19 protein-coding genes are annotated in these 26841 nt (G+C 70.7%); 6 read left to right on the top strand and 13 right to left on the bottom strand.

Annotated features, from left to right (window positions below; translation table 11 throughout):
- Positions 1-44: 44 nt before the first annotated feature.
- Positions 45-812, bottom strand: a complete 768-nt coding sequence (gene hemQ, locus OG519_RS27095) for a hydrogen peroxide-dependent heme synthase (RefSeq protein ID WP_405589058.1) — start codon at positions 810-812, stop codon at positions 45-47.
- Between the two features lie 4 nt (positions 813-816).
- Positions 817-2274: a protoporphyrinogen oxidase gene (gene hemG / locus OG519_RS27090; protein ID WP_405589055.1), complete on the bottom strand. Its 1458-nt coding sequence runs from the start codon at positions 2272-2274 to the stop codon at positions 817-819.
- 353 nt (positions 2275-2627) lie between these two features.
- On the opposite strand from hemG, the gene OG519_RS27085 reads away from it, so the two are divergent.
- On the top strand, positions 2628-3815 hold the full coding sequence (locus tag OG519_RS27085) for a DUF4349 domain-containing protein (RefSeq protein ID WP_405589052.1): 1188 nt from the start codon (positions 2628-2630) through the stop codon (positions 3813-3815).
- 12 nt (positions 3816-3827) lie between these two features.
- On the opposite strand, the gene hemE is transcribed toward OG519_RS27085, so the two are convergent.
- Positions 3828-4892: a uroporphyrinogen decarboxylase gene (gene hemE / locus OG519_RS27080; RefSeq protein WP_405593035.1), complete on the bottom strand. Its 1065-nt coding sequence runs from the start codon at positions 4890-4892 to the stop codon at positions 3828-3830.
- A gap of 81 nt (positions 4893-4973) precedes the next feature.
- Here hemE and OG519_RS27075 point away from each other — a divergent pair, with 81 nt between their 5' ends.
- The 5 genes from OG519_RS27075 (at position 4974) to OG519_RS27055 (ending at position 11707) form a co-directional block, all read left to right on the top strand.
- The gene (locus OG519_RS27075; RefSeq protein ID WP_405589050.1) at positions 4974-5636 is read left to right on the top strand and encodes a DUF3000 domain-containing protein; all 663 of its coding nucleotides are present in this window, start codon (positions 4974-4976) and stop codon (positions 5634-5636) included.
- Between the two features lie 234 nt (positions 5637-5870).
- Positions 5871-6536 (top strand): response regulator transcription factor, encoded by a 666-nt coding sequence (locus tag OG519_RS27070; RefSeq protein ID WP_093738920.1) that lies wholly within the window; start codon positions 5871-5873, stop codon positions 6534-6536.
- 309 nt (positions 6537-6845) lie between these two features.
- The gene (locus tag OG519_RS27065) at positions 6846-8099 is read left to right on the top strand and encodes an HRDC domain-containing protein (protein WP_405589047.1); all 1254 of its coding nucleotides are present in this window, start codon (positions 6846-6848) and stop codon (positions 8097-8099) included.
- A gap of 222 nt (positions 8100-8321) precedes the next feature.
- On the top strand, positions 8322-9566 hold the full coding sequence (locus OG519_RS27060; protein ID WP_405589044.1) for a thiolase family protein: 1245 nt from the start codon (positions 8322-8324) through the stop codon (positions 9564-9566).
- Positions 9563-11707: a 3-hydroxyacyl-CoA dehydrogenase NAD-binding domain-containing protein gene (locus OG519_RS27055; RefSeq protein WP_405589041.1), complete on the top strand. Its 2145-nt coding sequence runs from the start codon at positions 9563-9565 to the stop codon at positions 11705-11707. Before OG519_RS27060 ends, OG519_RS27055 begins: the two co-directional genes overlap by 4 nt.
- A gap of 129 nt (positions 11708-11836) precedes the next feature.
- Here OG519_RS27055 and OG519_RS27050 read toward each other — a convergent pair whose 3' ends face one another.
- The 10 genes from OG519_RS27050 to acnA form a co-directional block, all read right to left on the bottom strand.
- On the bottom strand, positions 11837-12706 hold the full coding sequence (locus OG519_RS27050) for a DsbA family protein (protein WP_405589038.1): 870 nt from the start codon (positions 12704-12706) through the stop codon (positions 11837-11839).
- 173 nt (positions 12707-12879) lie between these two features.
- Positions 12880-14847 carry a 1-deoxy-D-xylulose-5-phosphate synthase gene (dxs, locus tag OG519_RS27045; RefSeq protein ID WP_405589036.1) on the bottom strand — a complete coding sequence of 656 codons (1968 nt, stop codon included), beginning with the start codon at positions 14845-14847 and terminating at the stop codon, positions 12880-12882.
- A 271-nt stretch (positions 14848-15118) separates the two neighbouring features.
- On the bottom strand, positions 15119-16390 hold the full coding sequence (locus OG519_RS27040) for a sugar ABC transporter permease (RefSeq protein WP_405593033.1): 1272 nt from the start codon (positions 16388-16390) through the stop codon (positions 15119-15121).
- A 17-nt stretch (positions 16391-16407) separates the two neighbouring features.
- A complete protein-coding gene (locus OG519_RS27035; RefSeq protein WP_405589033.1) occupies positions 16408-17196 on the bottom strand; it encodes an ATP-binding cassette domain-containing protein in 789 nt (262 codons plus the stop codon).
- A gap of 188 nt (positions 17197-17384) precedes the next feature.
- Positions 17385-18485: a sugar ABC transporter substrate-binding protein gene (locus tag OG519_RS27030; protein ID WP_405589030.1), complete on the bottom strand. Its 1101-nt coding sequence runs from the start codon at positions 18483-18485 to the stop codon at positions 17385-17387.
- Between the two features lie 139 nt (positions 18486-18624).
- Positions 18625-19827 (bottom strand): ROK family protein, encoded by a 1203-nt coding sequence (locus OG519_RS27025; RefSeq protein WP_405589027.1) that lies wholly within the window; start codon positions 19825-19827, stop codon positions 18625-18627.
- A 251-nt stretch (positions 19828-20078) separates the two neighbouring features.
- Positions 20079-21026 carry a carbohydrate ABC transporter permease gene (locus OG519_RS27020; protein ID WP_405589024.1) on the bottom strand — a complete coding sequence of 316 codons (948 nt, stop codon included), beginning with the start codon at positions 21024-21026 and terminating at the stop codon, positions 20079-20081.
- A 13-nt stretch (positions 21027-21039) separates the two neighbouring features.
- Positions 21040-21972, bottom strand: a complete 933-nt coding sequence (locus OG519_RS27015; RefSeq protein ID WP_405589022.1) for a carbohydrate ABC transporter permease — start codon at positions 21970-21972, stop codon at positions 21040-21042.
- An 85-nt stretch (positions 21973-22057) separates the two neighbouring features.
- Positions 22058-23449, bottom strand: coding sequence for an N-acetylglucosamine/diacetylchitobiose ABC transporter substrate-binding protein (gene ngcE / locus OG519_RS27010; protein ID WP_405589020.1), 1392 nt, complete (start codon positions 23447-23449; stop codon positions 22058-22060).
- Between the two features lie 476 nt (positions 23450-23925).
- Positions 23926-26670, bottom strand: coding sequence for an aconitate hydratase AcnA (gene acnA, locus OG519_RS27005; RefSeq protein WP_405589017.1), 2745 nt, complete (start codon positions 26668-26670; stop codon positions 23926-23928).
- Between the last annotated feature and the right edge of the window lie 171 nt (positions 26671-26841).

Genomic DNA, 26841 nt, shown 5'->3' with positions numbered 1-26841 from the left:
CGGGTAGTCCGGGTAGGGCCCGCGCGGGGCCGGGACGGCAGCGCTCAGGCGAGGCCGGTGACGAGTTCGCCCACCGAGCGGCGGCGGCCGGTGTAGAAGGGCACCTCTTCGCGCACGTGCAGCCGCGCCTCGGACGCCCGCAGGTGCCGCATGAGGTCCACGATCCGGTACAGCTCGTCCGCCTCGAATGCGAGGATCCACTCGTAGTCGCCCAGCGAGAAGGAGGCGACCGTGTTGGCCCGCACGTCGGGGTAGCCGCGGGCCATCTTGCCGTGGTCGGCGAGCATCCGGCGGCGGTCCTCGTCGGGCAGCAGATACCAGTCGTAGGAGCGTACGAAGGGGTAGACGCTGACCCAGGCCCGCGCGGTCTCGTCGGCGAGGAACGCCGGGACGTGCGACTTGTTGAACTCCGCCGGGCGGTGCAGCGCCATGTTGGACCACACCGGGTCCAGGGCGCGGCCGAGCCGGGTGCGGCGGAAGAGGTTGTACGCCTCCTGGAGCGCGTCGGCGGTCTCGGCGTGCCACCAGATCATCAGATCGGCGTCCGCGCGGAGCCCGGAGACGTCGTAGGTGCCCCGGACGGTGACGTCCTTCCTGGCGAGCTGCGCGAAGAGCTCCTCCACCTCGTCGGCGTACCCCGTGCGGTCCTCCGGCAGCACGTCCCGCAGCCGGAACACCGACCAGAGCGTGTAGCGGATGACGTCGTTGAGGTCCTTGGCCTTCTTGCCGGCGTTGGGCGCTTTGCCGTGGTCGGCGGCTTCGGATCCCGCGGCGGCGGGATCGGGGGCGGGGGCGGGGTTCGCGTCGGTCATGCCGCTATTCTCCCGCCTGTTCCCGCCCGCCCGGCACCAGGGTCGCCAGGACGGCGGCGGCCGCCCGCCGCCCGCCGCCGACGCAGGCGGCCACGCCCACCCCGTCGTAGAGCGCGCCGCACAGCGCGAGTCCTGGCAGCTTGCCGACCTGTTCCCGGATCCGCGCCACCCGGTCCAGGTGCCCCACGGTGTACTGCGGCAGCCCGCCGTCCCAGCGGGTGACCCGGGCGGCGACCGGGGCGGCCCGCAGGCCCACCGCCTCGCCGAGATCCTCCCGGGAGAGCCGTACGAGGTCGGTGTCGTCCCAGGCGAGGTCGGCGTCGCTGCCGTGGCGGCCGATCGAGGTACGCAGCACGAAGGTGTCACCGCCGGCCGCCGCGAGCCACCCCCACTTGTGGCTGGAGAAGGTGGACGCCTTGATGGTGCGGCCGTCGACCGGAGGCACCAGGAAGCCGCTGCTGACCGGGAGTTGCAGCAGGTCGCGGCGGCGGAAGGCCATGGTGACCAGGGCCATCCCGGCGTACTCCACGCCGCTCAGCTCGGCCGCGGCGGCCGGCGACTCGGCGGCGAGCAGCCGGGCGGCGGCGGGCGCGGGGGCGGCGAGCACCACCGCGTCGGCCTCGACGACCCGGTCGGCCAGGCCGACCCGCCAGCCACGCGGTCCGGTGCGGTGCAGTTCGCGCACCTCGGCACCGGTCTCGATGGTGACGCCCGCGGCCCGGCACGCCTCGGCGACGGCGATCGGCAGCCGGCCGACACCGCCCCGGATGCCGTTGAAGACCGGGCCGGTGCCACCGCGCTCGGCGGCCTTGCGCTGGAGGGTGCGGGCCGCCTCGATGAGCGAGCGGCCGTCGCGGACCGCCGGGTAGAGCTGCGGGACGGCGGCGCGCAGCGAGATCTCGTAGGCGTTGCCCGCGTAGACACCGCCGAGCAGCGGCTCCACCAGCCGGTCCACCACCTCGCGGCCGAGCCGGGCGGCGACGAAGGCACCGACGGCCACATCGCCGCCGACCGGGGTGCGGGGCAGCACATGGTCCAGCGGGATGCGGGCCAGGCCCGCGGCCGACAGCACACCGGAGGCGGCGAGCGGGCCGAGGTCGCCCGGTACGCCCATCACGTGGCCCTTGGGCATCGGGCGCAGCCGGCCGCGGGTCCACAGCGTGGCGCCGAGGGCGGCGGGCGGCTCGAGTTCGTCGGCCAGGCCCACCTCGCGGGCCAGCGCGATCGCTTCCGGGCGGCGGGCGAGCAGCGACTCGGCCCCGAGGTCGACCGGTACGCCGGCGATCTCGTCCGCCCAGAGCTTGCCGCCGAGCCGCCGCGACGCCTCGTACAGCGTCACCCGGGCTCCGCCGCGCGCCAGGTCGTACGCGGCGGCGAGGCCGGCGATACCACCGCCGATGACCACCACATGGCCGCTGATGGGACCGCTCGCCGGGACCGTCGCGCTGTGCGTCTGGCTCATGTCCTCCACTGTCGCAGACTCCGGATCGAGTTCCGAACGTGACCCCATCGGGACCCCGGCGCGGAAACCGCCGTCGACGGGCGTACGTCCAACCGGCGACACCGGTACAACAACCGCGATCCTGGGGGGATTTGATGGCTGTGATCCCAACGTTCCCAACGTTCCCAACGTTCCCGTGGTTCCCGACGTCCTCGGCGCCGTCCGCGCCGGACACGTCACCCGCGCCGTCCGCGCCGAACGCCGCACCCGCCGCACCCGCCGCGGGACGGGTTCCCATACCGGGCAGCCGGCCCGGCCGGCCGGTCCCGGCCGGAACGGCGGTGCGCCGCCGCGGGCACCGAAGGCCGCTCGTGGTGTTCGCCGCTTTGCTGGCCGCCGCGCTGACCGTCGCCGGCTGCGGCTCCTCCGGCGGCGGCGACTCCGCCGACTCCGCCGCCAAGGGTGACCGGGCACCTGCCCTGAGCGGCCCGGCGGCGGGCGGGCAGAACGCCGCGCCCGATGGCAAGGGGGCGGGAAGCGCGTCGGGCGGCGCCGCGGCCGACGCCGGGGGCGGGACGCCCGGTTCGAAGACGCCGACAGCGCCGTCCGCATCGACATCCCCTTCGTATCTCGTCCGGACCGCCGAGCTGACCGTCTCCACCCCGCATGTCGAGCGGCAGCTCGACACCGCCCGCGGCTACGCCGTGCGGGCCGGCGGTTACGCCGGTGACGAGGACACCACCGTCGACGGGGCGGGCCACGCCGAATCCAGCGTCCAGCTCCGGGTGCCGGCCACCGCGTACGACCAGGTGCTCACCGAGCTGGCCGGCCTCGGGAAGCTGCTGAACCGCTCCGCGAACGTCGAGGACGTGACAGGGCAGGTGGTGGACGTCGCCAGCCGGATCAAGTCCCAGCAGGCCAGCGTGGCCAGGGTGCGCGCGCTGATGGACCGGGCGGACCGGCTCAGCGACGTGGTGACGCTGGAGAGCGAGCTGAGCACCCGCGAGTCGGCGCTGGAGGCGCTGGAGGCCCAGCAGGCGTCGCTCACGTCCCGCACCGACCTGGCCACGATCACCCTGCGGCTGACCGAGCCGCCGGTGCGACCGGCGCCGCCGAAGCCCGCCGCACACGACGGTTTCTGGACCTCGGTGGGCCATGCGCTGGGCGACGGCTGGCACGCGTTCTACGTGACCGTGCGGCTGCTGCTGATCGTGCTCTCGGTGGTGCTGCCGTTCGCCGCTGTGGCACTGCTCGGCTGGTTCGGCTACCGGCTGGCGCGGCGGGCGCTCTGGACACCGGCCCGCGGCGGCGGCCACCTCTCGCTGCGGGCACCGGACGGCCGGCCGAGGCCCGCCGCACGGTCCGGCCGCACCCCCGGCGAGTCCCCCGCCTCCCCGGACACCCCGGACTCCCCCGGCTCCCCCGTTGACGGCCCGCGGCAGCCCTCGCGGGCCGGGGCGGCGGAACCCGTCGGCGAGGCGGGAGAGCGCGGGCAGGGCGCCGAGCGGCCCGGCGGACCGCTCGGGCGGGACGCCGGACAGGAGTCGCGGGACGACCGCTGAGCCCCGCCGGGCTCAGCGCTCGGTCGAGCGGTGCACGAAGTCGACGAGCCGGGTGAGCGCGTCGGGATCGGTGCTGGGCAGCACACCGTGGCCCAGGTTGAAGATATGGCCGCCACCGGCGGCGGTCACGGTCGCGGCGGCGTCCAGCACCTCCCGCGCCTTCTCCTCGACGGCCGCCGTCGGGGCGAAGAGCACCGCCGGGTCGAGGTTGCCCTGCAATGCCTTGCCGGGGCCGACCCGGCGGGCCGCCTCGTCGAGCGGCACCCGCCAGTCGACGCCGACCACGTCGGCGCCCGCCTCGCCCATCAGGCCGAGCAGTTCGCCGGTGCCCACACCGAAGTGGATCCGCGGCACCCCGTAACCGGCCACCGCGTCGAAGACGCGCACCGACGAGGGCATGACGTAGCGCCGGTAGTCGGCGGGGGCGAGCGCGCCGACCCAGGAGTCGAAGAGCTGGACGGCGCTCGCGCCCGCCTCGATCTGCACCTTCAGGAAGGCGGCGGTGATGTCGGCGAGCCGGTCGAGCAGGTCGCGCCACAGCTCGGGCTCGCCGTACATCAGGGCCTTGGTGCGTTCGTGGTTGCGCGAGGGGCCGCCCTCGACCAGGTAGCTGGCCAGGGTGAAGGGGGCGCCGGCGAAGCCGATCAGCGGGGTGGCGCCCAGCTCCGCGGTGAGCATGCCGATGGCCTCGGTGACGTAGGAGACGTCGCCGGGCTCCAAGTCGCGCAGCCGGGCCAGGTCCGCTCGGCCGCGGATGGGCTCGGCGACGACCGGGCCGACCCCGGGCTTGATCTCCAGGTCGAGGCCGATCGCCTTGAGCGGCACCACGATGTCGCTGTAGTAGACGGCCGCGTCCACCGCGTGGCGGCGCACGGGCTGGAGGGTGATCTCGGTGACCAGCTCGGGCCGCGTGCACGACTCAAGCATCGGGATGCCCTCGCGGAGCTTCAGATACTCGGGCAGCGAACGCCCGGCCTGGCGCATGAACCACACCGGGGTGTGCGGTACCGGCTCGCGCCTGCACGCGCGGATGAACGGGGAAGCAGCGGTCTGCTGGGGCGCACTCACGCCTTGAATCTTCGCACGCGCCCTTACCCGTCGGTCCCGGGCGGGTGTTGCTGCGCGCGCTGGGGCCAGTTGCGTCCTAGTCTTCCGGGCATGGCAGCGGTTCACGGGCACTTGGGCGACGAAGCCCCCTTCCCTTTCCGGCACGCGGTGGAGAGTCTGCGCGCCGCGCGGGTACGGCCCGAGGTCCGGATCGAGGACGCCGCGGCGCCTCGCCGGCTCGCCGCGTACGCGTTCGCGCTGGAGGCCACGGTGCTCGCCGATGGCGAGGAGCTGGCCGACGGGCGGCTGGTGCTGCTGCACGAGCCGGCCGGGCATGACTCCTGGCAGGGCGAGTTCCGGCTGGTCACGCTGGTGCGGGCGGAGCTGGAGCCGGAGATGGCGGCGGATCCGCTGCTGCCCGAGGTGAGCTGGTCCTGGCTGACCGGCGCGCTGGGATCCCGCGGCGCCGCCTATCTGGAGCCGAGCGGCACGGTCTCGCGCGCGTCCTCGCACTACTTCGGCGGGATCTCGGACCGGCCGGACGACACCCGGATCGAGATCCGCGCCTCGTGGACGCCGCGGGAGCGGCCGGACGTCGCGGGCGGCACGGGCGGCGTGAGTGGTGCGGGCGGCGCGGGCCATGGCTTCGCGGCGCACCTCGTGGCCTGGTGCGACCTGCTGTGCGCGTGCGCCGGGCTGCCGCCGTCCGAGAGCCCGGAACCGCCGGTGCTCGGCGCGGCCGGAGTGCTGCCGCTGCCGAAGCGGCGCGGCTGAGCCCGGGCGGTTTCCGCGCCCCGTGCGGAAGCCGGGGCGCGCGACGTGCCAGAGGGGCGCGCCGCGGCCGCGCCGCGCTGGGCACACCCGTGCGCTGACAGTCCGTCCGTTCGAGCGGACGACCGATTTGCCGGAATTGATACTCAACAAATCGTGATCTTTCCCTAAAGCCCGGAGCAATTGTTGCCGAAGGAGACTGTGACCGTTTCAGTCCCCTTTGCCACAGGAGGCCCGGTGTCCGTTCTTCTCGAGCAGCCCACGAGCCTGGTCGCCTACCGCCCCAGCAAGCCGACGGCCATGGTCGTCGTGGCCGATCCCCGCGTCCGCTCCACTGTCACCCGACACCTGTGGGCGCTCGGGGTCCGTGACGTGATCGAGGCCTCGTCCATCGCCGAGGCCCGGCCCCGGGTCGGTAATCCCCGCGACATCTGCGTCGCCGACGTCCATCTGCCCGACGGCTCCGGCCTGACGCTGCTGGCCGAGACCCGCGCCGCGGGCTGGCCCAACGGCCTCGCGCTCTCGGCCGCCGACGACATCGGCGCGGTGCGCAACGCACTCGCCGGCGGCGTCAAGGGTTACGTGGTGACCGGCACCCGCAACAGCCCAGGTTCACTGGCCGGCCGCCCCGGCCTCGCCCCCTTGGGCGCGACCGCGGCCCGGATGCAGCGCCGCCCGCCGGGTGCGCCCGGACACCCGGGCGGCTATCGCGAGCTGTCCGGCCGTGAGGTCGAGGTGCTGCGGCTGGTCGCGGAAGGCCAGTCCAACAAGGCGATCGGCGTGTCCATGGGCTTGTCCGCCCTGACCGTCAAGAGCCACCTCGCCCGGATCGCCCGCAAGCTGGGCACCGGCGACCGCGCGGGAATGGTGGCGGTGGCCCTGCGTACCGGCATCATCCACTGAGGCCGCCACGGCCGCCGGGACCGCGCCGGGCGCGCGAGCCCCGCGCCCACCGGCCGCCCCCCAGGTTCCGTCTCATACGCGGCACCGGATCCCCTCCGTCGTGTTCCGCCGTGCCCCGTCCTTGTTCCCCCCATCACCGGACCCGTCGCTACTTCCCCCTCCCCACCGGACCCGTTGCCCCGGGTCCGCGAAGCGCCCGCCCGCGGCAGCACCCGCCGGCGGGCGCTTCGCGTGAGCGTGGGCCGTCGCTTCTACGCGGTGTCGCGGCGTAAAAGCACCCCGCAAGCGCTACCCGGCTACCCTTGACAGGTGACCGACGCCAGAGAGACCGCAACCCAGACCACCGCGGCGCCGGTCCCGCTGCTGGACCCGCGCGAGGGAATCCCGCCGGTGACCGCCAGCCCGGAGGCTCTCGAAAGCGTTGTCGCGGCCTTCGCCGCGGGCTCCGGTCCGGTCGCCGTCGATGCCGAGCGCGCCTCCGGCTACCGCTACGGGCAGCGGGCCTATCTGGTCCAGCTGCGCCGCGCCGGAGCAGGGACCGCGCTGATCGACCCCGTGGGATGCCCCGACCTGTCCGCGCTCGGCGCGGCGCTACGGGACACCGAGTGGGTACTGCACGCCGCCACCCAGGACCTGCCGTGCCTCGATGAGCTCGGCATGCGTCCCACCGTGCTCTTCGACACCGAACTGGCGGGCCGGCTGGCCGGTTTCGCCCGGGTCGGCCTCGGCGCCATGGTGGAGAACGTGCTCGGCTTCGCGCTGGAGAAGGGTCACTCGGCGGTGGACTGGTCCACCCGCCCGCTGCCCGATCCCTGGCTGCGGTACGCGGCGCTCGACGTGGAGCTGCTGGTCGACCTGCGGGACGCGCTGGAGGAGGAGCTGCGGGCGCAGGGGAAGCTGGAGTGGGCGCTGGAGGAGTTCGCCGCCATCGCCGCGGCCCCGGCGCCGGCGCCCCGGGTGGACCCCTGGCGCCGCACCTCCGGGATGCACAAGGTACGGCGCCGGCGGCAGATCGGGGTGGTGCGCGAGCTGTGGCTGGCCCGGGACCGCACCGCCCGGGAGCGGGACGTCTCGCCCGGCCGGGTGCTGACCGACGCGGCGATCGTCACCGCGGCACTGGAGAACCCGCCCAATGTGCACGCGCTGGCCGCGCTGCCCGGCTTCGGTCACCGGATGGGCCGCCGCCAGCTCGACCAGTGGCAGGCGGCGATCGACCGGGCCCGGGCGCTGCCCGAGCGGGAGCTGCCGCAGCCGGCCGCCTCGTACACCGGCCCCCCGCCGCCGCGGGCCTGGGCGGACAAGGACCCGGCCGCCGCGGCCCGGCTGTCGGCGGCCCGCGCCGCCGTGTCGGCGCTGGCCGAGGAGCTCAACCTCCCCCAGGAGAACCTGATCTCGCCGGACACCGTCCGCCGCGTCTGCTGGGCGCCGCCCACCGACCTCTCCGCCGAGACCATCGCCTCCACCCTCACCGCGCTCGGTGCCCGCTCCTGGCAGACGGCCCTGATCACGCCGCTGCTTCCGGCGGCCCTCACCGCCCAGCCGGCCGCCGCCGACCCGGGATGATCCCCGGGCGGCGCTTGAGGATGTGAGCTGTACCGCTTCCCCGAGGTGGGCTGTGCACCGGGGTTACTGCTGAGTAGCATGGCGTCGGAAGCACGTTCACTCCTCGGGAGGGCGGCCCCGCGCGCAGGTCGTGCCCGGTTCTCCCCCCTCGGGTTCCCCCGGGTTCCGCCCGTGAGCGAGCCGACCGGAGGCGAGCGAACACAAAAAAGAGGGAGCAACATCGTGCCCCGTACCGCGAGGAACGTCGTCTTCGTCGACGGCGTCCGCACTCCGTTCGGCAAAGCGGGCCCGAAGGGCATCTACCACGAGACCCGCGCCGACGACCTGGTGGTCAAGTGCATCCGGGAGCTGCTGCGCCGTCATCCGGGGCTGGACCCGGCCCGTGTCGACGAGGTCGCGATCGCGGCCACCACGCAGATCGGCGACCAGGGGCTCACCCTGGGCCGTACCGCGGCGATCCTCGCCGGGCTGCCGACCACGGTGCCCGGCTTCTCCATCGACCGGATGTGCGCCGGCGCGATGACCGCGGTCACCACCACGGCCGGCGGCATCGCCTTCGGCGCGTACGACGTGGTGGTGGCGGGCGGCGTCGAGCACATGGGCCGGCACCCGATGGGCGAGGGGGTCGACCCCAACCCGCGGTTCGTCTCGGAGAAGCTGGTGGACGAGTCCGCGATGTTCATGGGCATGACGGCGGAGAACCTGCACGACCGCTTTCCGGGGCTCACCAAGGAGCGGGCCGACGAGTTCGCCGTGCGCAGCCAGGAGAAGGCCGCCAAGGCGTACGCCAACGACCGGATCCAGCCGGATCTGGTGCCGATCGCGGTGCGCAGGACCGGCGACGGGGCGGGCGAGACCGGCTGGGGCCTGGCCACCGCGGACGAGCCGATGCGCCCGGGCACCACGCTGGCGCAGCTCGCGGAGCTGAAGACGCCGTTCCGGCCGCACGGCCGGGTCACCGCGGGCAACGCGGCCGGCCTCAACGACGGCGCCACCGCCGCGCTGCTGGCCGCCGAGGACGTCGCCGAGGAGCTGGGCCTGCCGGTCCGGATGCGCCTGGTGTCCTATGCCTTCGCCGGCGTCGAGCCGGAGGTGATGGGCATCGGCCCGATCCCGGCCACCGAGAAGGCCCTCGCCAAGGCGGGCCTCGGCATCGACGACATCGGCCTGTTCGAGATCAACGAGGCCTTCGCCGTCCAGGTGCTGTCGCTGCTCGACCACTACGGCATCGCCGACGACGACCCGCGGGTCAACCAGTACGGCGGCGCCATCGCCTTCGGCCACCCGCTGGCCTCCTCCGGGGTGCGGCTGATGACGCAGCTCGCCCGGCAGTTCGAGGAGCAGCCGCAGGTGCGGTACGGCATCACCACCATGTGCGTCGGCTTCGGCATGGGCGGCACCGTCGTCTGGGAGAACCCGCACTGGAGCGAACCGACCACCGAGCACACCGACGGGAGCGGCAAGTGAGCGCCACCACCGACCTGCTGAAGGGCGCCGCCGAACTGTTTCCCGGCGAGGTCGTCACCAGCGCGCACGTACGCCACCTCGACCTGCCCGGGGCCGGCCGCTTCGCCCTGATCACCCTGGACAACGGCTTCGACCACACCAAGCCGACCACCATCGGCCCCCGCTCGCTGGCCCATCTCGACGCCGCCATCGACCAGGTGGAGCGGGAGGCGGCCGAGGGCGCCATCGTCGGCGTCGGCATCACCGGCAAGCCGTTCATCTTCGCGGTCGGCGCCGACCTCAAGGGCATCGAGCTGCTCAAGGATCACCAGGACGCCTACGCCATCGGCAAGAGCGGCCACGACGTGTTCAAGCGGCTGCGGTCGCTCGCCGTGCCGACCTTCGCCTACTACAACGGCGCCGCCATGGGCGGCGGCGTCGAGATCGGCCTGCACTGCGCCTACCGCACCGTTTCCGCCTCGGTGCCCGCCTTCTCGCTGCCCGAGGTCTTCCTCGGCCTGGTGCCCGGCTGGGGCGGCTGCACCCTGCTGCCGCACCTGATCGGCGCCGACCGCGCGGTCACCGTCATCATCGAGAACTCGCTCAACCAGAACCGCCAGCTCAAGGGCGCCCAGGTCCGTGAACTCGGCATCGCCGACGCGCTGTTCGAGGCGGCGGACTTCCTGGAGCAGTCGCTGGCCTGGACCGCTGAGGTGCTCAAGGGCGAGATCGAGGTGGTACGCCCCCAGGTGGACCGCGGCGACGCCTGGGACCAGGCGGTCGCGCGCGGCCGCTTCATCGCCGACGGCAAGGTGCACGGCGCGGCCCCGGCCGCCTACCGCGCGCTGGAGATCATCGCGGCGGCGAAGACCGCCGATCCGACCGGCGCCGCGGACCTCGACGCCCTCTTCGAGCAGGAGAACGCCGCGCTCGCCGACCTCGTCATGGGCGGTGAACTGCGCAGCGGTGTCTACGCCTTCAACCTGGTGCAGAAGCGCGGCAAGCGGCCTGCCGGGGCGCCGGACAGGTCGCTGGCCCGCCCGGTCACCAAGGTGGGCGTGGTCGGCGCCGGGCTGATGGCCTCGCAGCTCGCGCTGCTCTTCGCCCGCCGGCTCGAAGTACCGGTCGTGCTCACCGACATCGACCAGGAGCGGATCGACAGGGGCGTGGGCTGGGTCCACGGTGAGGTCGACAAGCTGCTCGCCAAGGGCCGGGTCGGCCAGGACCAGGCCAACCGGCTCAAGGGCCTGGTCACCGGCCATCTGGACAAGGCCGCCGCGTTCGGTGACGCGGACTTCGTGATCGAGGCCGTCTTCGAGGAACTGGGCGTCAAGCAGCAGGTCTTCGCCGAACTCGAGGCGGTGGTGCGGCCGGACGCGATCCTGGCCACCAACACCTCCTCGCTGTCGGTCTCCGAGATGGCCGTGAAGCTGGAGCATCCGGAACGGGTCGTCGGCTTTCACTTCTTCAACCCGGTCGCGGTGCTGCCGCTGCTGGAGATCGTCCGCGGCGAGGCCACCGACGACGCGTCGCTCGCCACCGCCTTCGGGGTCGCCAAGAAGCTGAAGAAGACCGCGGTGCTGGTGAAGGACGCGCCGGCGTTCGTCGTCAACCGGGTGCTGACCCGCTTCATGGGCGAGATCCAGAACGTCATCGACGAGGGCACGCCGGTCGCGGTCGCCGAGAAGGCGGTCGAGCCGCTGGGGCTGCCGATGTCCCCGCTGGTGCTGCTCGAACTGGTCGGGCCGGCCATCGGGCTGCATGTCTCGGAGACCCTGCACGGTGCCTTCCCCGATCGCTTCACCGTCTCGGCGAACCTGGCGGCGGTGGTCAAGGCGGGCAAGCGCGGCTTCTACGTCTACGACTCCGGCACGCCCGAACTCGACCCGGAGGTGGCCGCGCTCCTCCAGCAGGGGGACGCGGTGCTCACCGAGGAGCAGGTACGGGCCCGGGTGCTCGACGCGGTGGCGCAGGAGATCGGCCTGATGCTGGACGAGGGCGTCGTCGCCGAGGCGCAGGACATCGACCTGTGTCTGATCACCGGCGCGGGCTGGCCCTTCCACCTGGGCGGCATCACCCCCTACCTCGACCGCGAGGGTGTCTCCGAGCGGGTCAACGGCAAGCGGTTCCTCGCGCCGGGAGTGGCGAGCGTCCCGGTCTAGCGGGCCAGGGCTCGGTCCACGGGGCCACAGAGCGGCGCCGGAGAAAACAGCGCTCCCCATCGGGACGGGCCCGATGGGGAGCGCTGTCGCACCCGGCCGGAGCCCGGTGCCGTTCGGCGACGGGGTGCGTCAGCCCGACGTGGTGGCGCTGGGCGAGACGGGCGGCCCGCTCTGGATCGCGACCACGCGCTTGGCCTCCTTCAGCACCATGCTGTGCAGCTTGTCCGGGGTCAGCGTGCCGGGCACGTCCTTGACGGTCGTGTCGTTGATCTTCACCACCGGCACCTCGCCGAGGCCCGAGGCGGCGAACTCGGTCTGCGACTTCTTCGCCCAGCCCAGGTGGTCCCGCTGCTGGACGCAGGGCTCGAAGGTGGCCATCTTGATCTTGTGGGCCTTGAGCGCCAGCTTCTTCAGGAAGCTCTCCTGGGCCAGCTTGTCGGACGTGGGGTCCGGCTGGTTCTTGTAGACCTGGTCGACGAACTGCGAGAGGCGGCCCTGGTCCTGCGCGCACGCGGCCGCGTTGGCGGCCAGCAGCGAGCCCTCGCCGCCGTACTTCGCGTCGGAGGCGGTCACCAGGCGGTAGTGGAGCTGCACCTGACCGGTGGTCAGCAGCTGGTCCAGGGTGGGCTTGTACTCCTCCGCGAACGCCTTGGACGCCGGGCTGCGCAGGTCCTCGTAGATGGTCACGGTGACCGGGACCGACGGGTGCACCGGCAGGTCCAGCTTGGGCCCTGACGGGGTGGCGGTGGGGCTCGGCGAGGCCGCGTCGCTCGGCCCGGTGGGCACGCTGGCCGGACCGACCGCGTTGGACGGGGCACTGATCTTGTCGTCCTTGCCGGCGCGTACGTGCGCGCCGATCACCGCGGAGATGCCGAACACCACCGCCATGGCCACCACGGCGAACGCGTAGGGCCGCAGCCGCCTTATCCGGCTGCCGCGCTTCTTCTTGCCCGGGACCGCCGTACCGTCCCGCTTGTCGGGTCCCTTGGACTCCGTCATGACTACGCCACCTCGATCATCCCGCACTGCTCTCCGCGCATTTCTACCACCGGTCCCGCCCGTTCCACGAAGCGAGGCCCCGGTGGGGCCCTGCCCGGACCCCGGGCGGGGCCAGGCCAGGGCTCGGGCGGGGTCCGGACGGGGTCCGGTTCCGTCGCGGGCGGAGTCCCGGTTCAGTCGCGGGCGGAGTCCGCGGTGGTGCCGGTCCGGCCGCTCGCGCCGGAGACCGTGCCGTCACCGTGGACGTCGTCGACGAAGCGGCCGTCGATGGTGGCGATCAGGCCAGTGACCTGGCGGGCGATGTCCGGGGCGGTGAGCCCGATCTCGGCCATCACGTCCTTGCGGGAGCCGTGCCCGAGGAACTCCTGGGGGATACCGAAGTCGCGCAGCGGTACGTCCAGCTCGGCGTCGCGCAGCGCCTGCGCGACGGCCGCGCCGACCCCGCCGACCCGGCAGTTGTCCTCGACGGTGACCACCACCCGGTGCCGGGCGGCGAGCCCGGGCAGTTCGGGGTCGACGGGCTTGACCCAGCGCGGGTCGACCACGGTGCTGGTGATGCCCTGGGCGTCGAGCAGCGCGGCGATCTCCAGGCACATCGGGGCGAGCGCGCCGACCGAGACCAGCAGCACGTCGGCGCGTTCGCCGCCGGTGGCGGGGGCGCGCAGCACGTCCATGCCGCCGATCCGGCCGACGGCGGCGACGGCGGGCCCGACCGCGCCCTTGGAGTAGCGGACCACGGTGGGCGCGTCGTCGACCGCGACGGCCTCCCGGAGCTGGGCGCGCACCTGGTCGGCGTCGCGGGGCGCGGCGATCCGCAGCGACGGGACGACCTGGAGGATGGACATGTCCCACATGCCGTTGTGCGAGGCGCCGTCGCTGCCGGTGATCCCGGCCCGGTCCAGTACGAAGGTGACACCGCACTTGTGCAGCGCGACATCCATCAGGACCTGGTCGAAGGCGCGGTTGAGGAAGGTCGCGTAGACCGCGACCACCGGGTGCAGGCCGCCGGTGGCGAGTCCGGCGGCGGAGGTCGCGGCGTGCTGCTCGGCGATCCCCACGTCGTAGACCCGGTCGGGGAAGGCGGCGGCGAACTTGGTGAGGCCCACCGGGTGCAGCATGGCGGCGGTGATGGCCACGATGTCGGGGCGCTCCCGGCCGAGTTCGAGCATCTCGTCGCCGAAGACCGAGGTCCAGTCGGCGCCGCCGGCCGCGATGGGCAGCCCGGTGTCGGGGTGGATCGGGCCGATGCCGTGGAAGCGGTCGGTCTCGTCGCGCTCGGCGGGGCGGTAGCCGCGGCCCTTCTCGGTGATGCAGTGCACGATGACCGGGCCGCGGAACCGCTTGGCGCGTTGCAGGGCGGACTCCACCGCCTCGATGTCGTGGCCGTCGATCGGGCCGAGGTACTTCAGCCCCAGGTCCTCGAACATGCCCTGCGGGGTGATGAAGTCCTTCAGGCCCTTCTTGGCGCCGTGCAGCGTGTCGTAGAGCGGCCGGCCGATCAGCGGGGTCTTCTCCAGCAGCTCGCGGGTGCGGGCGAGGAACTGCTCGTACCCGTCGGTGGTGCGCAGGGTGGCCAGGTGGTTGGCCAGGCCGCCGATGGTCGGCGAGTAGGACCACTCGTTGTCGTTGACCACGATGACCAGCGGGCGGTCCTTGGCGGCGGCGATGTTGTTCAGCGCCTCCCAGGCCATCCCGCCGGTGAGCGCGCCGTCCCCGATGACCGCGGCCACGTGGTCATCGCGGCCGAGCAGCTCGTTGGCCTTGGCCAGGCCGTCGGCCCAGCCCAGCACGGTGGAGGCGTGGCTGTTCTCGATCACGTCGTGCTCGGACTCGGCGCGCGAGGGGTAGCCGGACAGGCCGCCCTTGCTCTTGAGCCGGGTGAAGTCCTGGCGGCCGGTCAGCAGCTTGTGGACATAGGCCTGGTGCCCGGTGTCGAAGAGGATGCGGTCCTTCGGGGAGTGGAACACGCGGTGCAGCGCGATGGTCAGTTCGACCACACCGAGGTTGGGGCCGAGGTGACCGCCGGTCTTGGACACCGCGTCGACGAGGAAGGCCCGGATCTCGCCGGCCAGTTCCACGAGCTCGGGCTGGCCGAGTTGGTCGAGGTCGCGGGGTCCGTTGATACGGGTCAGCACTGCCACCCGTTCCTCCTTGGTCGCTCTGCCGGTACCTCGGGCCGGTCCGGCCTTCGGATGAGTCTAATCTTCCGGTTACCGGCCCGTCGGCCGACCCGTGCGATGTATCTCACCAGAGGTCGGGGCCCGGCTCCGCAGGCGCGCCCAGCGGGGGCGTACGCACGAGACCGCCGGGCGGTCCTGGAGGTCCAGGTCCGCCCGGCGGTCCGGGTGGTTCCCGCGAGGGCGCGGTGCGGGCGCCCGGCGCGGTGACCGGTTGGTGCGGGTGTGCGGGGTGTTACGCCCGGCCGGAGGACTTCTGGGTCCGGCGCGACACCGAGTCGATGACCACCGCGGCCAGCAGCACCGCACCGGTGATCATGTACTGGATCGACTGGTTCATGTTGAGCAGGTCGAGGCCGGTCTGGATGGACTGGATGACCAGCATGCCCAGCAGCGCCGACCAGACGTTGCCGCGACCGCCGAAGAGGCTGGTGCCACCGATGACGGCGGCGGCGATGGCGAGCATCAGCAGGTTGCCGCTACCGGCCTGGAGCGTCGCGGTGTAGGTCTGCCCGGCCAGGAAGAGACCGCCGACGGCCGCGAAGCCGCCGGAGATGGCGAAGACCGCGATCCGGACCATGTCCACGTTGATACCGGCACGGCGGGACGCCTCGACGCTGCCGCCGAGGGCGAAGATCTTGCGGCCGAAGGTGGTGCGGCGCAGGACGAAGTCGCAGATGATCAGCGCGACCAGGAAGATCACCAGCGCGTTCGGCACGCCTGAGGACTTGTTGAGCACGAAGGCCACGACATAGGCCACGACCGCCAGGGCGACGGTGCGCAGCAGGACCTCGCTGGTCGGCCGGTAGGGGACGCCGGCCTTGCGGCGGCGGGCCTGGTCGTAGAGCCCGCCGAGCAGCATCGCGGCGACCCCGGCGGTGGCCAGGATGTACGCGCCGGCGATGGACTGGTCCAGGAAGTACGAGCGCTGTCCGAGGATGTGCAGCGGGCCCTTGTCGGCGAGGCTCAGCGAACCGGTGTCGCCCAGCACCCACAGCATGAGGCCGTTCCAGCCGAGGAAGCCGGCCAGGGTGACGACGAAGGCGGGGACGCCGATCTTGGCGAAGAAGAAGCCGTGGATCGCGCCGATCCCGACGCCTATCAGCACGGTGAGCAGCAGCGCCAGCCACACGTTCATACCGTGGGTGGTGGCGAAGACCGCGAAGAGCGCGGACGACAGACCACTGACCGAGGCGACGGACAGGTCGATCTCACCGAGCAGCAGGACGAACACCAGGCCGATGGCGAGCATGCCGGTGCCGGACAGGAAGTAGCTGATGTTGACCATGTTGGTCGAACTCAGGAACAGGCTGTCCTTGCTCTGGAAGATCGCCCAGATGATGATCAGGGCGACGACCACCGGAAGGGAGCCCAGCTCACCGCCCTTGAGGCGGCGCCTGAACTCGGTGATATAGCCCTTGAAGCCCTGCTCGCGGACGAGCAGGCGGGGGTCGATGGCCTCCACCGCGGGCGGCGGTACCTCGTCGGGGCGCTTCGAGGTGTCCAGGGTGCTGTTGTCGCTGCTCACTTGGTCGCCTCCGCGTTGCGCGCCTGACGACGGGTCACGGCGTTGTCCGTGGCACCGGTGATCGCGGCGATGATCTCTTCGTTGCTGGTGGTCTTCACCGGGAAGGAGCCGTTGTTCTTGCCCAGCCGCAGCACGTGGACGGTGTCGGCGACCGCCGTGACGTCCGCCATGTTGTGGCTGATCAGAATGACGCCGAGCCCGCGCTCGCGCAGCCGCTCCACCAGGTCGAGGACCTGGGCGGTCTGCTCGACGCCGAGGGCGGCGGTGGGCTCGTCGAGGATGACGACCTTGGGCTCGCCGATGAGCGCGCGGGCGATGGCGACGACCTGGCGCTGACCACCGGAGAGGCTGGCGATGGGGATCCGCACGCTGGGGATCCGGATCGACAGCGTCTGGAGCAGTTCGCGGGCGCGCTGTTCCATCGTGACCTCGTCGAGGCTGCCGAAGCGCAGCAGTTCCCGGCCGAGGTAGAGATTGCCGACCACGTCCAGGTTGTCGCAGAGCGCGAGGTCCTGGTAGACGGTGGCGATACCGAGCTGCTGGGCGTCCTGCGGCCGGTTGACACTGACCGGGCTGCCCTCCCACTCGATGACGCCCTCGTCAATGGGGTGAACGCCGGCGATCGTCTTGACCAGCGTGGACTTGCCGGCGCCGTTGTCGCCGACCAGGGCGACCACTTGGCCGGATTGGACCTCCAAGTCGACATCGGTGAGGGCCTGAACCGCACCGAATCGCTTGGAGACTCCGCGCAACGCCAGCACGGGCGTAGCGGACACGTGAACCATCTCCTTCGCCGCCTGACCGGCGGGGATGCCGCGCCTGGATCAGCCGCGGAGGAAGTGCACTAGGCACGGGACTACAGATGAAACGATAAGGGTCCCGAAGCTGTTTCCGTCCGGCACCCCGCCTCGGCAGCGGGGTGGTTGGTTGAGGCGGGGCACCGGACGGGCTTTCGGGAGGGTACGGCCTGACGTTAGTTGATGCCGGCCGCGGCGCAGGCCTTGGCGAACTCACCGGTGCACAGGTCGGCCTTGGTGAAGAGGCCGTCCTTGATCACGGTGGAGGCGATGTTGGCCTTGGTCACCGAGGTGGCGCCGATCAGCAGCGCGGGAACCGTCTGGCCGGAGGCGCTGGTCGCCGTGGTGGTGGCGACGGACTTGATGTCCTTGCCCTGGAGCAGGTCGACCGCGATCTCGGCGGTGGCGTCGGCCTCAGGCTTGTACGCCTTGTAGATCGTGCTGGTCTGGGTGCCGACGAGGATCCGCTGGAGACCCGCGAGCTCGGCGTCCTGACCGGTCAGCGGCACGTTGATACCGGCGCCCTTGAGGGCGGTCGCGATACCACCGGCCATGCCGTCGTTCGCCGAGTAGACGCCCTTGATGTTCTTGGCGCCGAGCTGGGTGATGGCGGCCGTCACCTTCTGGTTGGCGACGGTGTCCTTCCACAGACCGCTCTGCTCGTAGGCGATGTCGACCTTGCCGTCGAGGATCTTGTGGGCGCCGGCCTTGAACATGGCGGCGTTCGGGTCGGCCGGGTCGCCGTCGATCATGACGATCTTCGAGGACGGGGTGGCCGCGGGGCCCATGGCGTCGAGCAGGGCCTGGCCCTGGAGCTCGCCGACCTTCTCGTTGTCATAGGAGACGTAGGCGGAGATGGGGCCCTCGGCGAGACGGTCGTAGGCGACGACCTTGATACCGGCGTCGACCGCGGACTGCACGGAGGTCTTGATGGCCGCCGAGTCCTGCGGGTCGACGATGAGGACCTTGACACCCTTGGTGATCATGGTCTGGACCTGCTGCGCCTGCTTCTGCGGGTCGGCGGCGGCGTTGTCGTACGCCACCGTGCAGTCGGCACAGAGTTCCTTGATCTTGGCCTCGATCAGCGGCTTGTCGAACTTCTCGTACCGCGTGGTCGCGTTCTCCGGGAGCAGCAGACCAATGGACTTGTTGCCGCCGCCGCTGCTGGCGCTGCCGCTGTCGTCCTTCTTGTCGCCAGCCTTGCCGCACGCGGCCATGGTGATCGCGATCGAAACGGCTATCGTCCCGACGGCGACGCGACGCGTCATTGCGTTCATGTGAGGTTGCCTCCCTGACAGGGCCGCAACACCGCGGCCGAGGTGCTCGTGAGTCAACTCCGGCTGACACCGTGTCGTCAAGAAGTAAACACTTAACGAGATGGCAACGGCGCGTTTCGTTAGCAGTGTGAACGCTCCGTTATGCGGAGAAGGCGGGCTCATCAACCGTGGCGTTGCCATCCAAAAGGGTCGAATCACCCATTTCACTCAACACCAGGGCGAGCGCTCCCAAAACCTCCGCGCGAGCGCCCAGCGCGCCGGGCACCACGGACAGCCGTTGGGCGGCGCTGGGGATCGCGTAGCGCGAGACCGACTCCCGGATCGGGCCGAGCACCAGCTCCCCCGCTTCGGCCAGATCGCCGCCGAGCACGATCCTGCTGGGGTTCAAGAGATTGCAGAGACTGGCGACCCCCATCCCGATGTGCCGGCCCACGTCCCCGATCACCCGGCGGCAGCCCGGGTCGCCCTCCCGGGCGAGCTGCACCATCTTCGGAATGGTCAGACCGGTGCCGTGGCTTCCCCTGAGCAGTTCGAGCACGTAGCGCGCCGCGGTGAAGGTCTCCAGGCAGCCGCGGTTCCCGCAGCGGCAGACCGGGCCGGACTCGTCGAGCGTTATGTGGCCTATCTCACCCGCTGTCCCGCCGGGACCGCGGTAGATCCGGCCGTCGATCACCAGGCCGGCGCCGACCCCGCTGGCCACCTTGATGTAGGCGAGGTCCTTCACCCCGCGACCGCCGCCCCAGACCAGTTCGCCGAGCGCGCCGAGGTTGGCGTCGTTGTCCACCTGGACCGGGACGCCGAGCCGATCCGTCAACTCCTGACGGGGGTTGATACCGCTCCAGCCGGGCAGTATGGCCGTCGAGCCGAGCGTGCCGGACTCCATGTCGATCGGGCCCGGCACCCCGAGGCCGACGCCGAGCACCTTGTCCGGGCTGATGCCGGTCGACTCCACCAGCCGGGCGACGAGTTGCTCGGCCCGGTCGAAACCCTGCGACGCGGAGGCGTCCACATCGATCGGCTCGGACTGCTCGGCCAGCACCTGGTGGGCGAGGTTGCCCACCGCGACCCGCAGGTGCGAGTGGCCGAAATCGACGCCCACCACGATTCCGGCGTCGCCGGACAGCGCCACGCTGCGCGCCCGCCGACCTCCCGAGGAGGTCGGCGTGACCTGCACCGTTCCGTTGTCCCGCAGTTCGCGGACGATGTTGGACACCGTCGCCGCCGACAGGCCCGTGCTCCTGGCGATCTCGGCCTGGGTCAGTGAACCGGCGAGCCGTACGGCACGCACGACGCGTTCCAGGTTGGCCCGGTGCAGCGACGACTGCGATCCCGGAGTCTCCACGACATCCACTCCTGCCCGGCAGTCGGAGCGGCTCCGGCTGCCCGCAACGGACGGCACCACACCGGCATCACACCAGCGAGACTCCGTCGTCTACAACATGTGAACTCTAAGTTGAGTGTTTGGGGTGATGTCCCGTCAAGGGGGAGAGCCACACCGTTACGCGAAACGGCTCCCAACGCCGAACGGCGGCTCCGCGCGTGCGCGGAGCCGCTGGGAACGGCATGCGGGGTGCTGCTCGCGCAGCTCAGCGGCTACTTCAGGGTGCCCGCCGTGAGGCCGGCCTGGACCTGCTTCTGGAAGGACAGGTAGACCACGAGCACCGGGAGCATGGCGATCACCATGCCGGCGAACAGCGCCGGGTAGTCGCCGGAGTAACCCTGCTGGAGCGCCAGGTTCACCAGGCCCTGGGCCAGCATCGAGTGGTCCTTGTCGGTGCTGGTCTGCTGCTGCATGAGGGTGACCGGCAGGATGTACTGGTTCCACTGGCCGAGCACGTTGAAGATGCCCACGCTCAGCAGGCCCGGCTTGGCCATCGGCACCATGACCTGGAAGAACGTCCTGGTGTGCGAGGCGCCGTCCAGCACCGCGGCCTCGTGCACGGCGGTCGGCAGCGTCTTGAAGAAGGAGTGCATGAAGAAGGTGGTGAACGGCAGCGAGTAGGCGACGTAGACCAGGATCAGGCCCTGGTACGTATTGAGCAGGCCGAGGTTCTTGACCATGAAGAACAGCGGCACCAGCGCCAGGAAGTACGGGAACATCGCGCCGCCGACGAACAGGAAGTAGAAGAACCTGTTGCCGGGGAACTCGTAGCGGGCCAGTACGTAGGCGACCATCGAGCCGAGGAGCATGGTCAGCGGCACCGAGAAGACCATCACGATGACGGTGTTCAAGAAGAAGTCGCCGATGCCCTTGTCCCAGGCCCGGCCGAAGGCGCCGAAGCTCCAGTGCGCGGGCCAGGACCAGGCGCTGCCGCCGATCTCCGCGTTGTTCTTGAACGAGGAGAGGATGATCCACGCCAGCGGGAAGACGATCATCACGGCCCAGACGATCAGGAAGCCGTGCGAGAAGACGTTCAGTACCCGGCCGCCGTTGCCGTCGTCCCGCTTGTCGCCGACCTCGGGCTTCGGCCTGCGGAGATCGGTCGCCGCGGATCCCTGGTCCAGCGTGCCGGCCTGCGGCTGCGCGATGGGTGAGGTCATGGTGCTTCCCCGCTCAGAACTCGATGCGGTCACGGCGGGAGACCCGGAGCGTGACGGCGGATACGATCAAGGTCACCAGCATGATGATCACTCCCTGTGCGCAGGCGTAGCCGCTCTTGCCGAAGTAGAGGAAGTTGCGCATCAGGTAGGTCGCCATGACCTCGCTGTGGTGGTCGGGCCCGCCGCCGTAGCCGGCTCCCGGGGTCAGACCGGAGACCAGGGCGAAGAAGTCCATGGCGAAGATCGAGATGTAGACCCAGGAGGTCTGCACGCTGTCCCACAGCAGCGGAAGCGTCACCTTGAAGAAGGTCTGCGCCCGGCCCGCGCCGTCGAGCAGCGCCGCCTCGTAGATGTCCTTCGGGATGGACTGCATCGCGGCCGAGAAGAGCACCAGGTAGAAGCCGACGCCGGCCCACACCTGGATGGCCAGCAGACACCACAGCACCAGGCTGGGGTCGTTCAGCCACTCGATCGGGTTGCTCGCGTCCTCCAGGTGCAGCTTGACCAGGATGCCGTTGAGCAGACCGGCCGAGTCGCTGCGGTACACCGCGCCGAAGAGCACGATGAGGATCGCGACCGACAGCACCTGCGGGAAGAAGTAGACGACCTTGTAGAAACCGGCCCCGCGCACCCCCTGCACACCGCCGGCGGTCTCGCGGCCGCCCACGTTCACCATGAAGGCGAAGAAGAGGGACAGCAGGATGGTGATGATCGGCAGGAAGATCAGGAGCAGGATGTTGTGCCACAGCGCAGTCCTGAACACGCTGTCGTGGAAGAGGGCGGTGTAGTTGTCCAGGCCGACGAACTTGAAGGTCTGCGACTCACCCTTCCAGTCGGTCAGCGAGTAGCCGAACGTCTGAAGGTACGGCCAGATCACGAAAGTGACGTACAGGACAAGTGGGACGATGAGAAAACCCACGATGAAGGGGTATTTGCGATGCTGCATGGATCCTGCTCCCGATGGAGGGGACTGTGGCGCTACGGAGGCCGGGTGGTGACCCGGCCTCCGTAGCGCGTACGACGCCGGAAGGTCAGCCCTTCTTGGCCGCCTGAGCGGCCTTCTTGGCCTTGGCGACCCACTGCTCCGGGGTCAGGCGCTTGGCCATCAGCTCCGCGCTCAGGTTCTGCAGCGCGGTGTCGAACACGCTGTTGGTGTTCGGGTAGTTGTAGTTGAAGGTGTTGCTGCCCGCCGCGGTCAGCGCGGTCACGGTGGACGCGGTACCCGGGCGGAGCTGCACGTCGGAGCCGACGCCGTCCTTGAGGACGGTCAGCGAGTTGGCCGCGGCGGCGAACTTGCCGGAGCCCTCCTTCGTCAGCATCATGCGCAGGAACTCCAGGCCGCCGGCCTGGTTCTTGGCCTTGGCCGGGACGATGAACGGCTCACCGGCGCCGGCCCGGATGGCCTCGAAGGGCAGCTTGTCGCCGTCCAGCGAGGGCATCGGCATGAACTTCATGTCGAAGTCGGCCGGGGTGGCCTTCATCTGCTCGTTCTCCAGCCAGGACCCGCACGGGATGAAGGCGGCCCTGTACTGGTTCCAGGCGGTCTGCGACTCGATGTGGGTCAGACCGTTGGTGCCGGGGAGCAGGTAGTTCTTGGTGACGATCTCGTAGACGGCCGAGATGCCCTTGAGGACGGCCGGGTCGTCCCACGCGGTGTCGTCGAAGGCGTCGATCCGCTTCTGGAGGTCCAGACCGCCGTTCTTGGCGATCAGGTCCATGATGGCGACGTTGATGTAGTACGGGTACTTGCCCTGGTGGGCGAAGGGCGCGATGCCGGCCTTCTTGATCTCCCCGGAGAGCGAGAGGAAGTCGGCCCAGGTCTTGGGCTCCGTCCAGCCCTTCTCCTTGAAGAGCTTGCCGGAGTACCACAGACCCCACACCGTGTAGATGTAGCTCAGCGAGTACATCTTGCCGTCGAGCGTGCCGGTCTCCACGGTGCCGGGCTGCAGCACGTCGCGGATCTTCTTCGTCGGGTCGTCGATGTACGGCGCGTCGAGAAGCTGGGTGAGGTCGGTGAGCTGACCGCTCTTCTCCAGGACGTCCAGCTTGATCTGCTTGGCGCCCGAGTCGTCGATGACGTCCGGCGGGGTGCCGCCGTTGAAGCGGGGCTGGAGCTTGCCGGCGATGTCCTGCGTGGGCAGCACGCTGGTCTTGGCACCCATGTGCTTGGACTCGTAGAGCTTGCCCAGCGCGGTGGCGTAGTCGTGGCCGTAACCACCGTCGAAGATGACGATGTCCAGCGGATCGGCGTCCTTGACGCCGAACGGGTTCTTCGGGTCGGCGGTGGCGCCGGGCTTGGTGGTCGCGGGGGTGCTCGACGAGTCGTCACCGCCACTGGACGCGCACGCGCTCAGCAGGCCGGCCGTCGGGACAGCGACCAGGCCGAGCGCCGCGGAACGCTTGACCAGATCCCGACGGTTCATTTCGGATCCCATGCTCAAGTCCTCGCCTTCTACAGGACTCATGCGGTGCAGCGGAATCCGCTAACGACCGCGAACAGATGAAGCGTGAGTGATGCCGTGCATCCATCGGGGTGGGGTACGTCACCGTATCGCCGGGCTGCCGCGCCCGGGTTCCCCCCGCCCCGCCCCGCTGCGAGGCGGGTTCCTTGGACGCGACAGGTATAGTCCACTTCTCTCCGACGGTGCAAGATCCATTGCCGGTTTGGACGTCAAGCTTTCCCGAGTTGAGACCTGTCCGAAACGTGGGATGACTCGTCGTCCGATGATCGGCGCGATCCTGTATTCAATTGTCAACACGTCCTTCCGCGGGATGCGTTCAAGTCTTGAAGGGCGAAATGGGGTCCACGTGTCGGGCGCTGCCCGGACATATGCGGACGGGCCGCGACCCTGGCTGCCAGGGTCGCGGCCCGCCGTTGGGACCGGATGCTACGGGGTCGTTACTTGCGGATCAACGACCGGAGCACGTACTGCATGATGCCGCCGTTGCGGTAATAGTCCGCCTCGCCGGGGGTGTCGATCCGCACCACGGCGTCGAACTCGATGGTGTTCTCGGCGCCGGTGCCGGTCTGGGCGCTGACCTTCACCGTGCCCGGGGTGCGGCCCTCGTTGAGCTCGGTGACGCCGGTGATGGTGAAGACCTCCTCACCGGTGAGTCCCAGGGTGGCCGCTGAGACGCCCTCGGGGAACTGGAGCGGCAGCACGCCCATACCGATCAGGTTGGAACGGTGGATGCGCTCGTAGGACTCCGCGATGACCGCCTTGACGCCGAGCAGCGCGGTGCCCTTGGCGGCCCAGTCGCGCGAGGAGCCGGAGCCGTACTCCTTGCCGGCCAGTACGACCAGCGGGACACCCTGCTCGATGTAGTGGCGCGAGGCGTCGTAGATGAACGCCACCGGGGCCGCGCCGGCGGTGTCGGACTGGGTGAAGTCGCGGGTGAAGCCGCCCTCGGTGCCCGGCGCGATCTGGTTGCGCAGCCGGATGTTGGCGAAGGTGCCGCGGATCATGACCTCGTGGTTGCCGCGGCGCGAGCCGTAGCTGTTGAAGTCGCGGCGCTCCACGCCGTGCTCGGTGAGGTACTTGCCCGCCGGTGTGTCGGCCTTGATGGCGCCGGCCGGCGAGATGTGGTCGGTGGTGACCGAGTCGCCGAGCTTGGCGAGCACCCGGGCGCCGGTGATGTCGTTGACCGGCTCGGGGTCGGGGCTCATGCCCTCGAAGTACGGGGGCTTGCGGACGTAGGTGGACTCCGGGTCCCACTCGAAGGTGTCGCCGGTCGGGATCGACAGCGCCTGCCACTGGGCATCGCCGGCGAACACGTCCTGGTAGGAGTCGCGGAACATCTCCTGGCCGATGGCGGACGCCACCACGTCGTTGACCTCGGCCTCGGTCGGCCAGATGTCGGCGAGGCGGACCGGCTTGCCCTCGGTGTCGGTGCCGAGCACGTCCCGGGTGATGTCCACCTTCATCGAGCCGGCGATGGCGTACGCGACGACCAGCGGCGGGGAGGCCAGGTAGTTCATCTTGACGTCGGGGTTGATCCGGCCCTCGAAGTTGCGGTTGCCGGAGAGCACCGCGGCCACGGCGAGGTCGGCCTCGTTGACCGCCTTGGAGACCTCCTCGGGCAGCGGGCCCGAGTTGCCGATGCAGGTGGTGCAGCCGTAACCGACCAGGTTGAAGCCCAGCTTGTCCAGGTAGGGCGTCAGACCGGCCTTGTCGAAGTAGTCGGTGACGACCTTGGAGCCCGGGGCCAGGGTGGTCTTCACCCACGGCTTGCGGGTCAGGCCCTTCTCGACCGCCTTCTTCGCCACCAGCGCGGCGGCGACCATGACGTAGGGGTTCGAGGTGTTGGTGCAGGAGGTGATCGCGGCGACGGTGACGGCGCCGTGGTCGATCTCGTAGGTGTCGCCCTCCGGGGTGAGCACCCGGGTCGGCTTGGTCGGCACGCCGTTGTGGGCGGCCGGCGAGTCGGAGGCCGGGAAGGACTCCTTGCCGGGCTCCTCGTCGTCGGTCACGTAGTTGCGCACGTCGGTGGCGAACTGCCGGGCGGCGTCGGCCAGCACGATCCGGTCCTGCGGGCGCTTGGGGCCGGCGATGGACGGCACGACCGTGGAGAGGTCGAGCTCCAGCTTCTCGGAGTAGTCCGGCTCGGCGGCCGGGTCCAGCCACAGCCCCTGCTCCTTGGCGTACGCCTCGACCAGCGCGACCTGCTGCTCGGTGCGGCCGGTCAGCGTGAGGTAGCTGATCGTCTCGGCGTCGATCGGGAAGACGGCCGCGGTGGAGCCGAACTCCGGCGACATGTTGCCGATGGTGGCGCGGTTGGCGAGCGAGGTGGCGCCGACGCCCTCGCCGTAGAACTCCACGAACTTGCCGACCACGCCGTGCTTGCGCAGCATCTCGGTGATGGTCAGCACCAGGTCGGTGGCGGTGGTGCCGGCCGGCAGTTCGCCGGTGAGCTTGAAGCCGACGACCCGCGGGATCAGCATCGACACCGGCTGGCCGAGCATCGCGGCCTCGGCCTCGATGCCGCCGACGCCCCAGCCGAGCACACCGAGGCCGTTGACCATGGTGGTGTGGGAGTCGGTGCCGACCAGGGTGTCCGGGTAGGCCTGGCCGCCGCGGACCATGACCGTACGGGCCAGGTGCTCGATGTTCACCTGGTGCACGATGCCGGTGCCGGGCGGGACCACCTTGAACTCGTCGAAGGCGGTCTGGCCCCAGCGCAGGAACTGGTAGCGCTCCTTGTTGCGGCCGTACTCCAGCTCCACGTTCTGCGCGAAGGAGTCCGGGGTGCCGAACCGGTCGGCGATCACCGAGTGGTCGATGACCAGCTCGGCGGGGGCCAGCGGGTTGATCCGGGCGGCGTCGCCGCCCAGTTCCTTGACCGCCTCGCGCATGGTGGCCAGGTCCACCACGCAGGGCACGCCGGTGAAGTCCTGCATGATCACCCGGGCCGGCGTGAACTGGATCTCCTGGCTCGGCTGGGCCTGCGCGTCCCAGTTCCCGATCGCCCGGATGTGGTCGGCGGTGATGTTGGCACCGTCCTCGGTGCGCAGCAGGTTCTCCAGCAGCACCTTGAGGCTGTAGGGCAACCGGGCGGAGCCGTCCACCTTGTCCAGCCGGAAGATCTCATACGATTCGTCGCCCACCTGCAAAGTGCTGCGGGCGTCGAAGCTGTTCGCCGACACGACAGTCTCCTTCATGCATGTTTTTCGCGCGTACCACCGCTTCGCTGCCGACTGACGGTACGCCTCAGCAGATATCTCGATGTCGAGATAACTCTAGTACACCACCCCGTCGGGGTCAGCCCTGGCCCGGCGTAGGCTCCCGGTGTGGCGTCTTCCCCGGCGGGAAGGTGC

The sequence above is a fragment of the Streptomyces sp. NBC_01190 genome, from assembly GCF_045039895.1.
In the GTDB taxonomy this organism is placed as follows: Bacteria; Actinomycetota; Actinomycetes; order Streptomycetales; family Streptomycetaceae; genus Actinacidiphila.
This window is presented reverse-complemented; position numbering and strand designations above follow the sequence as displayed.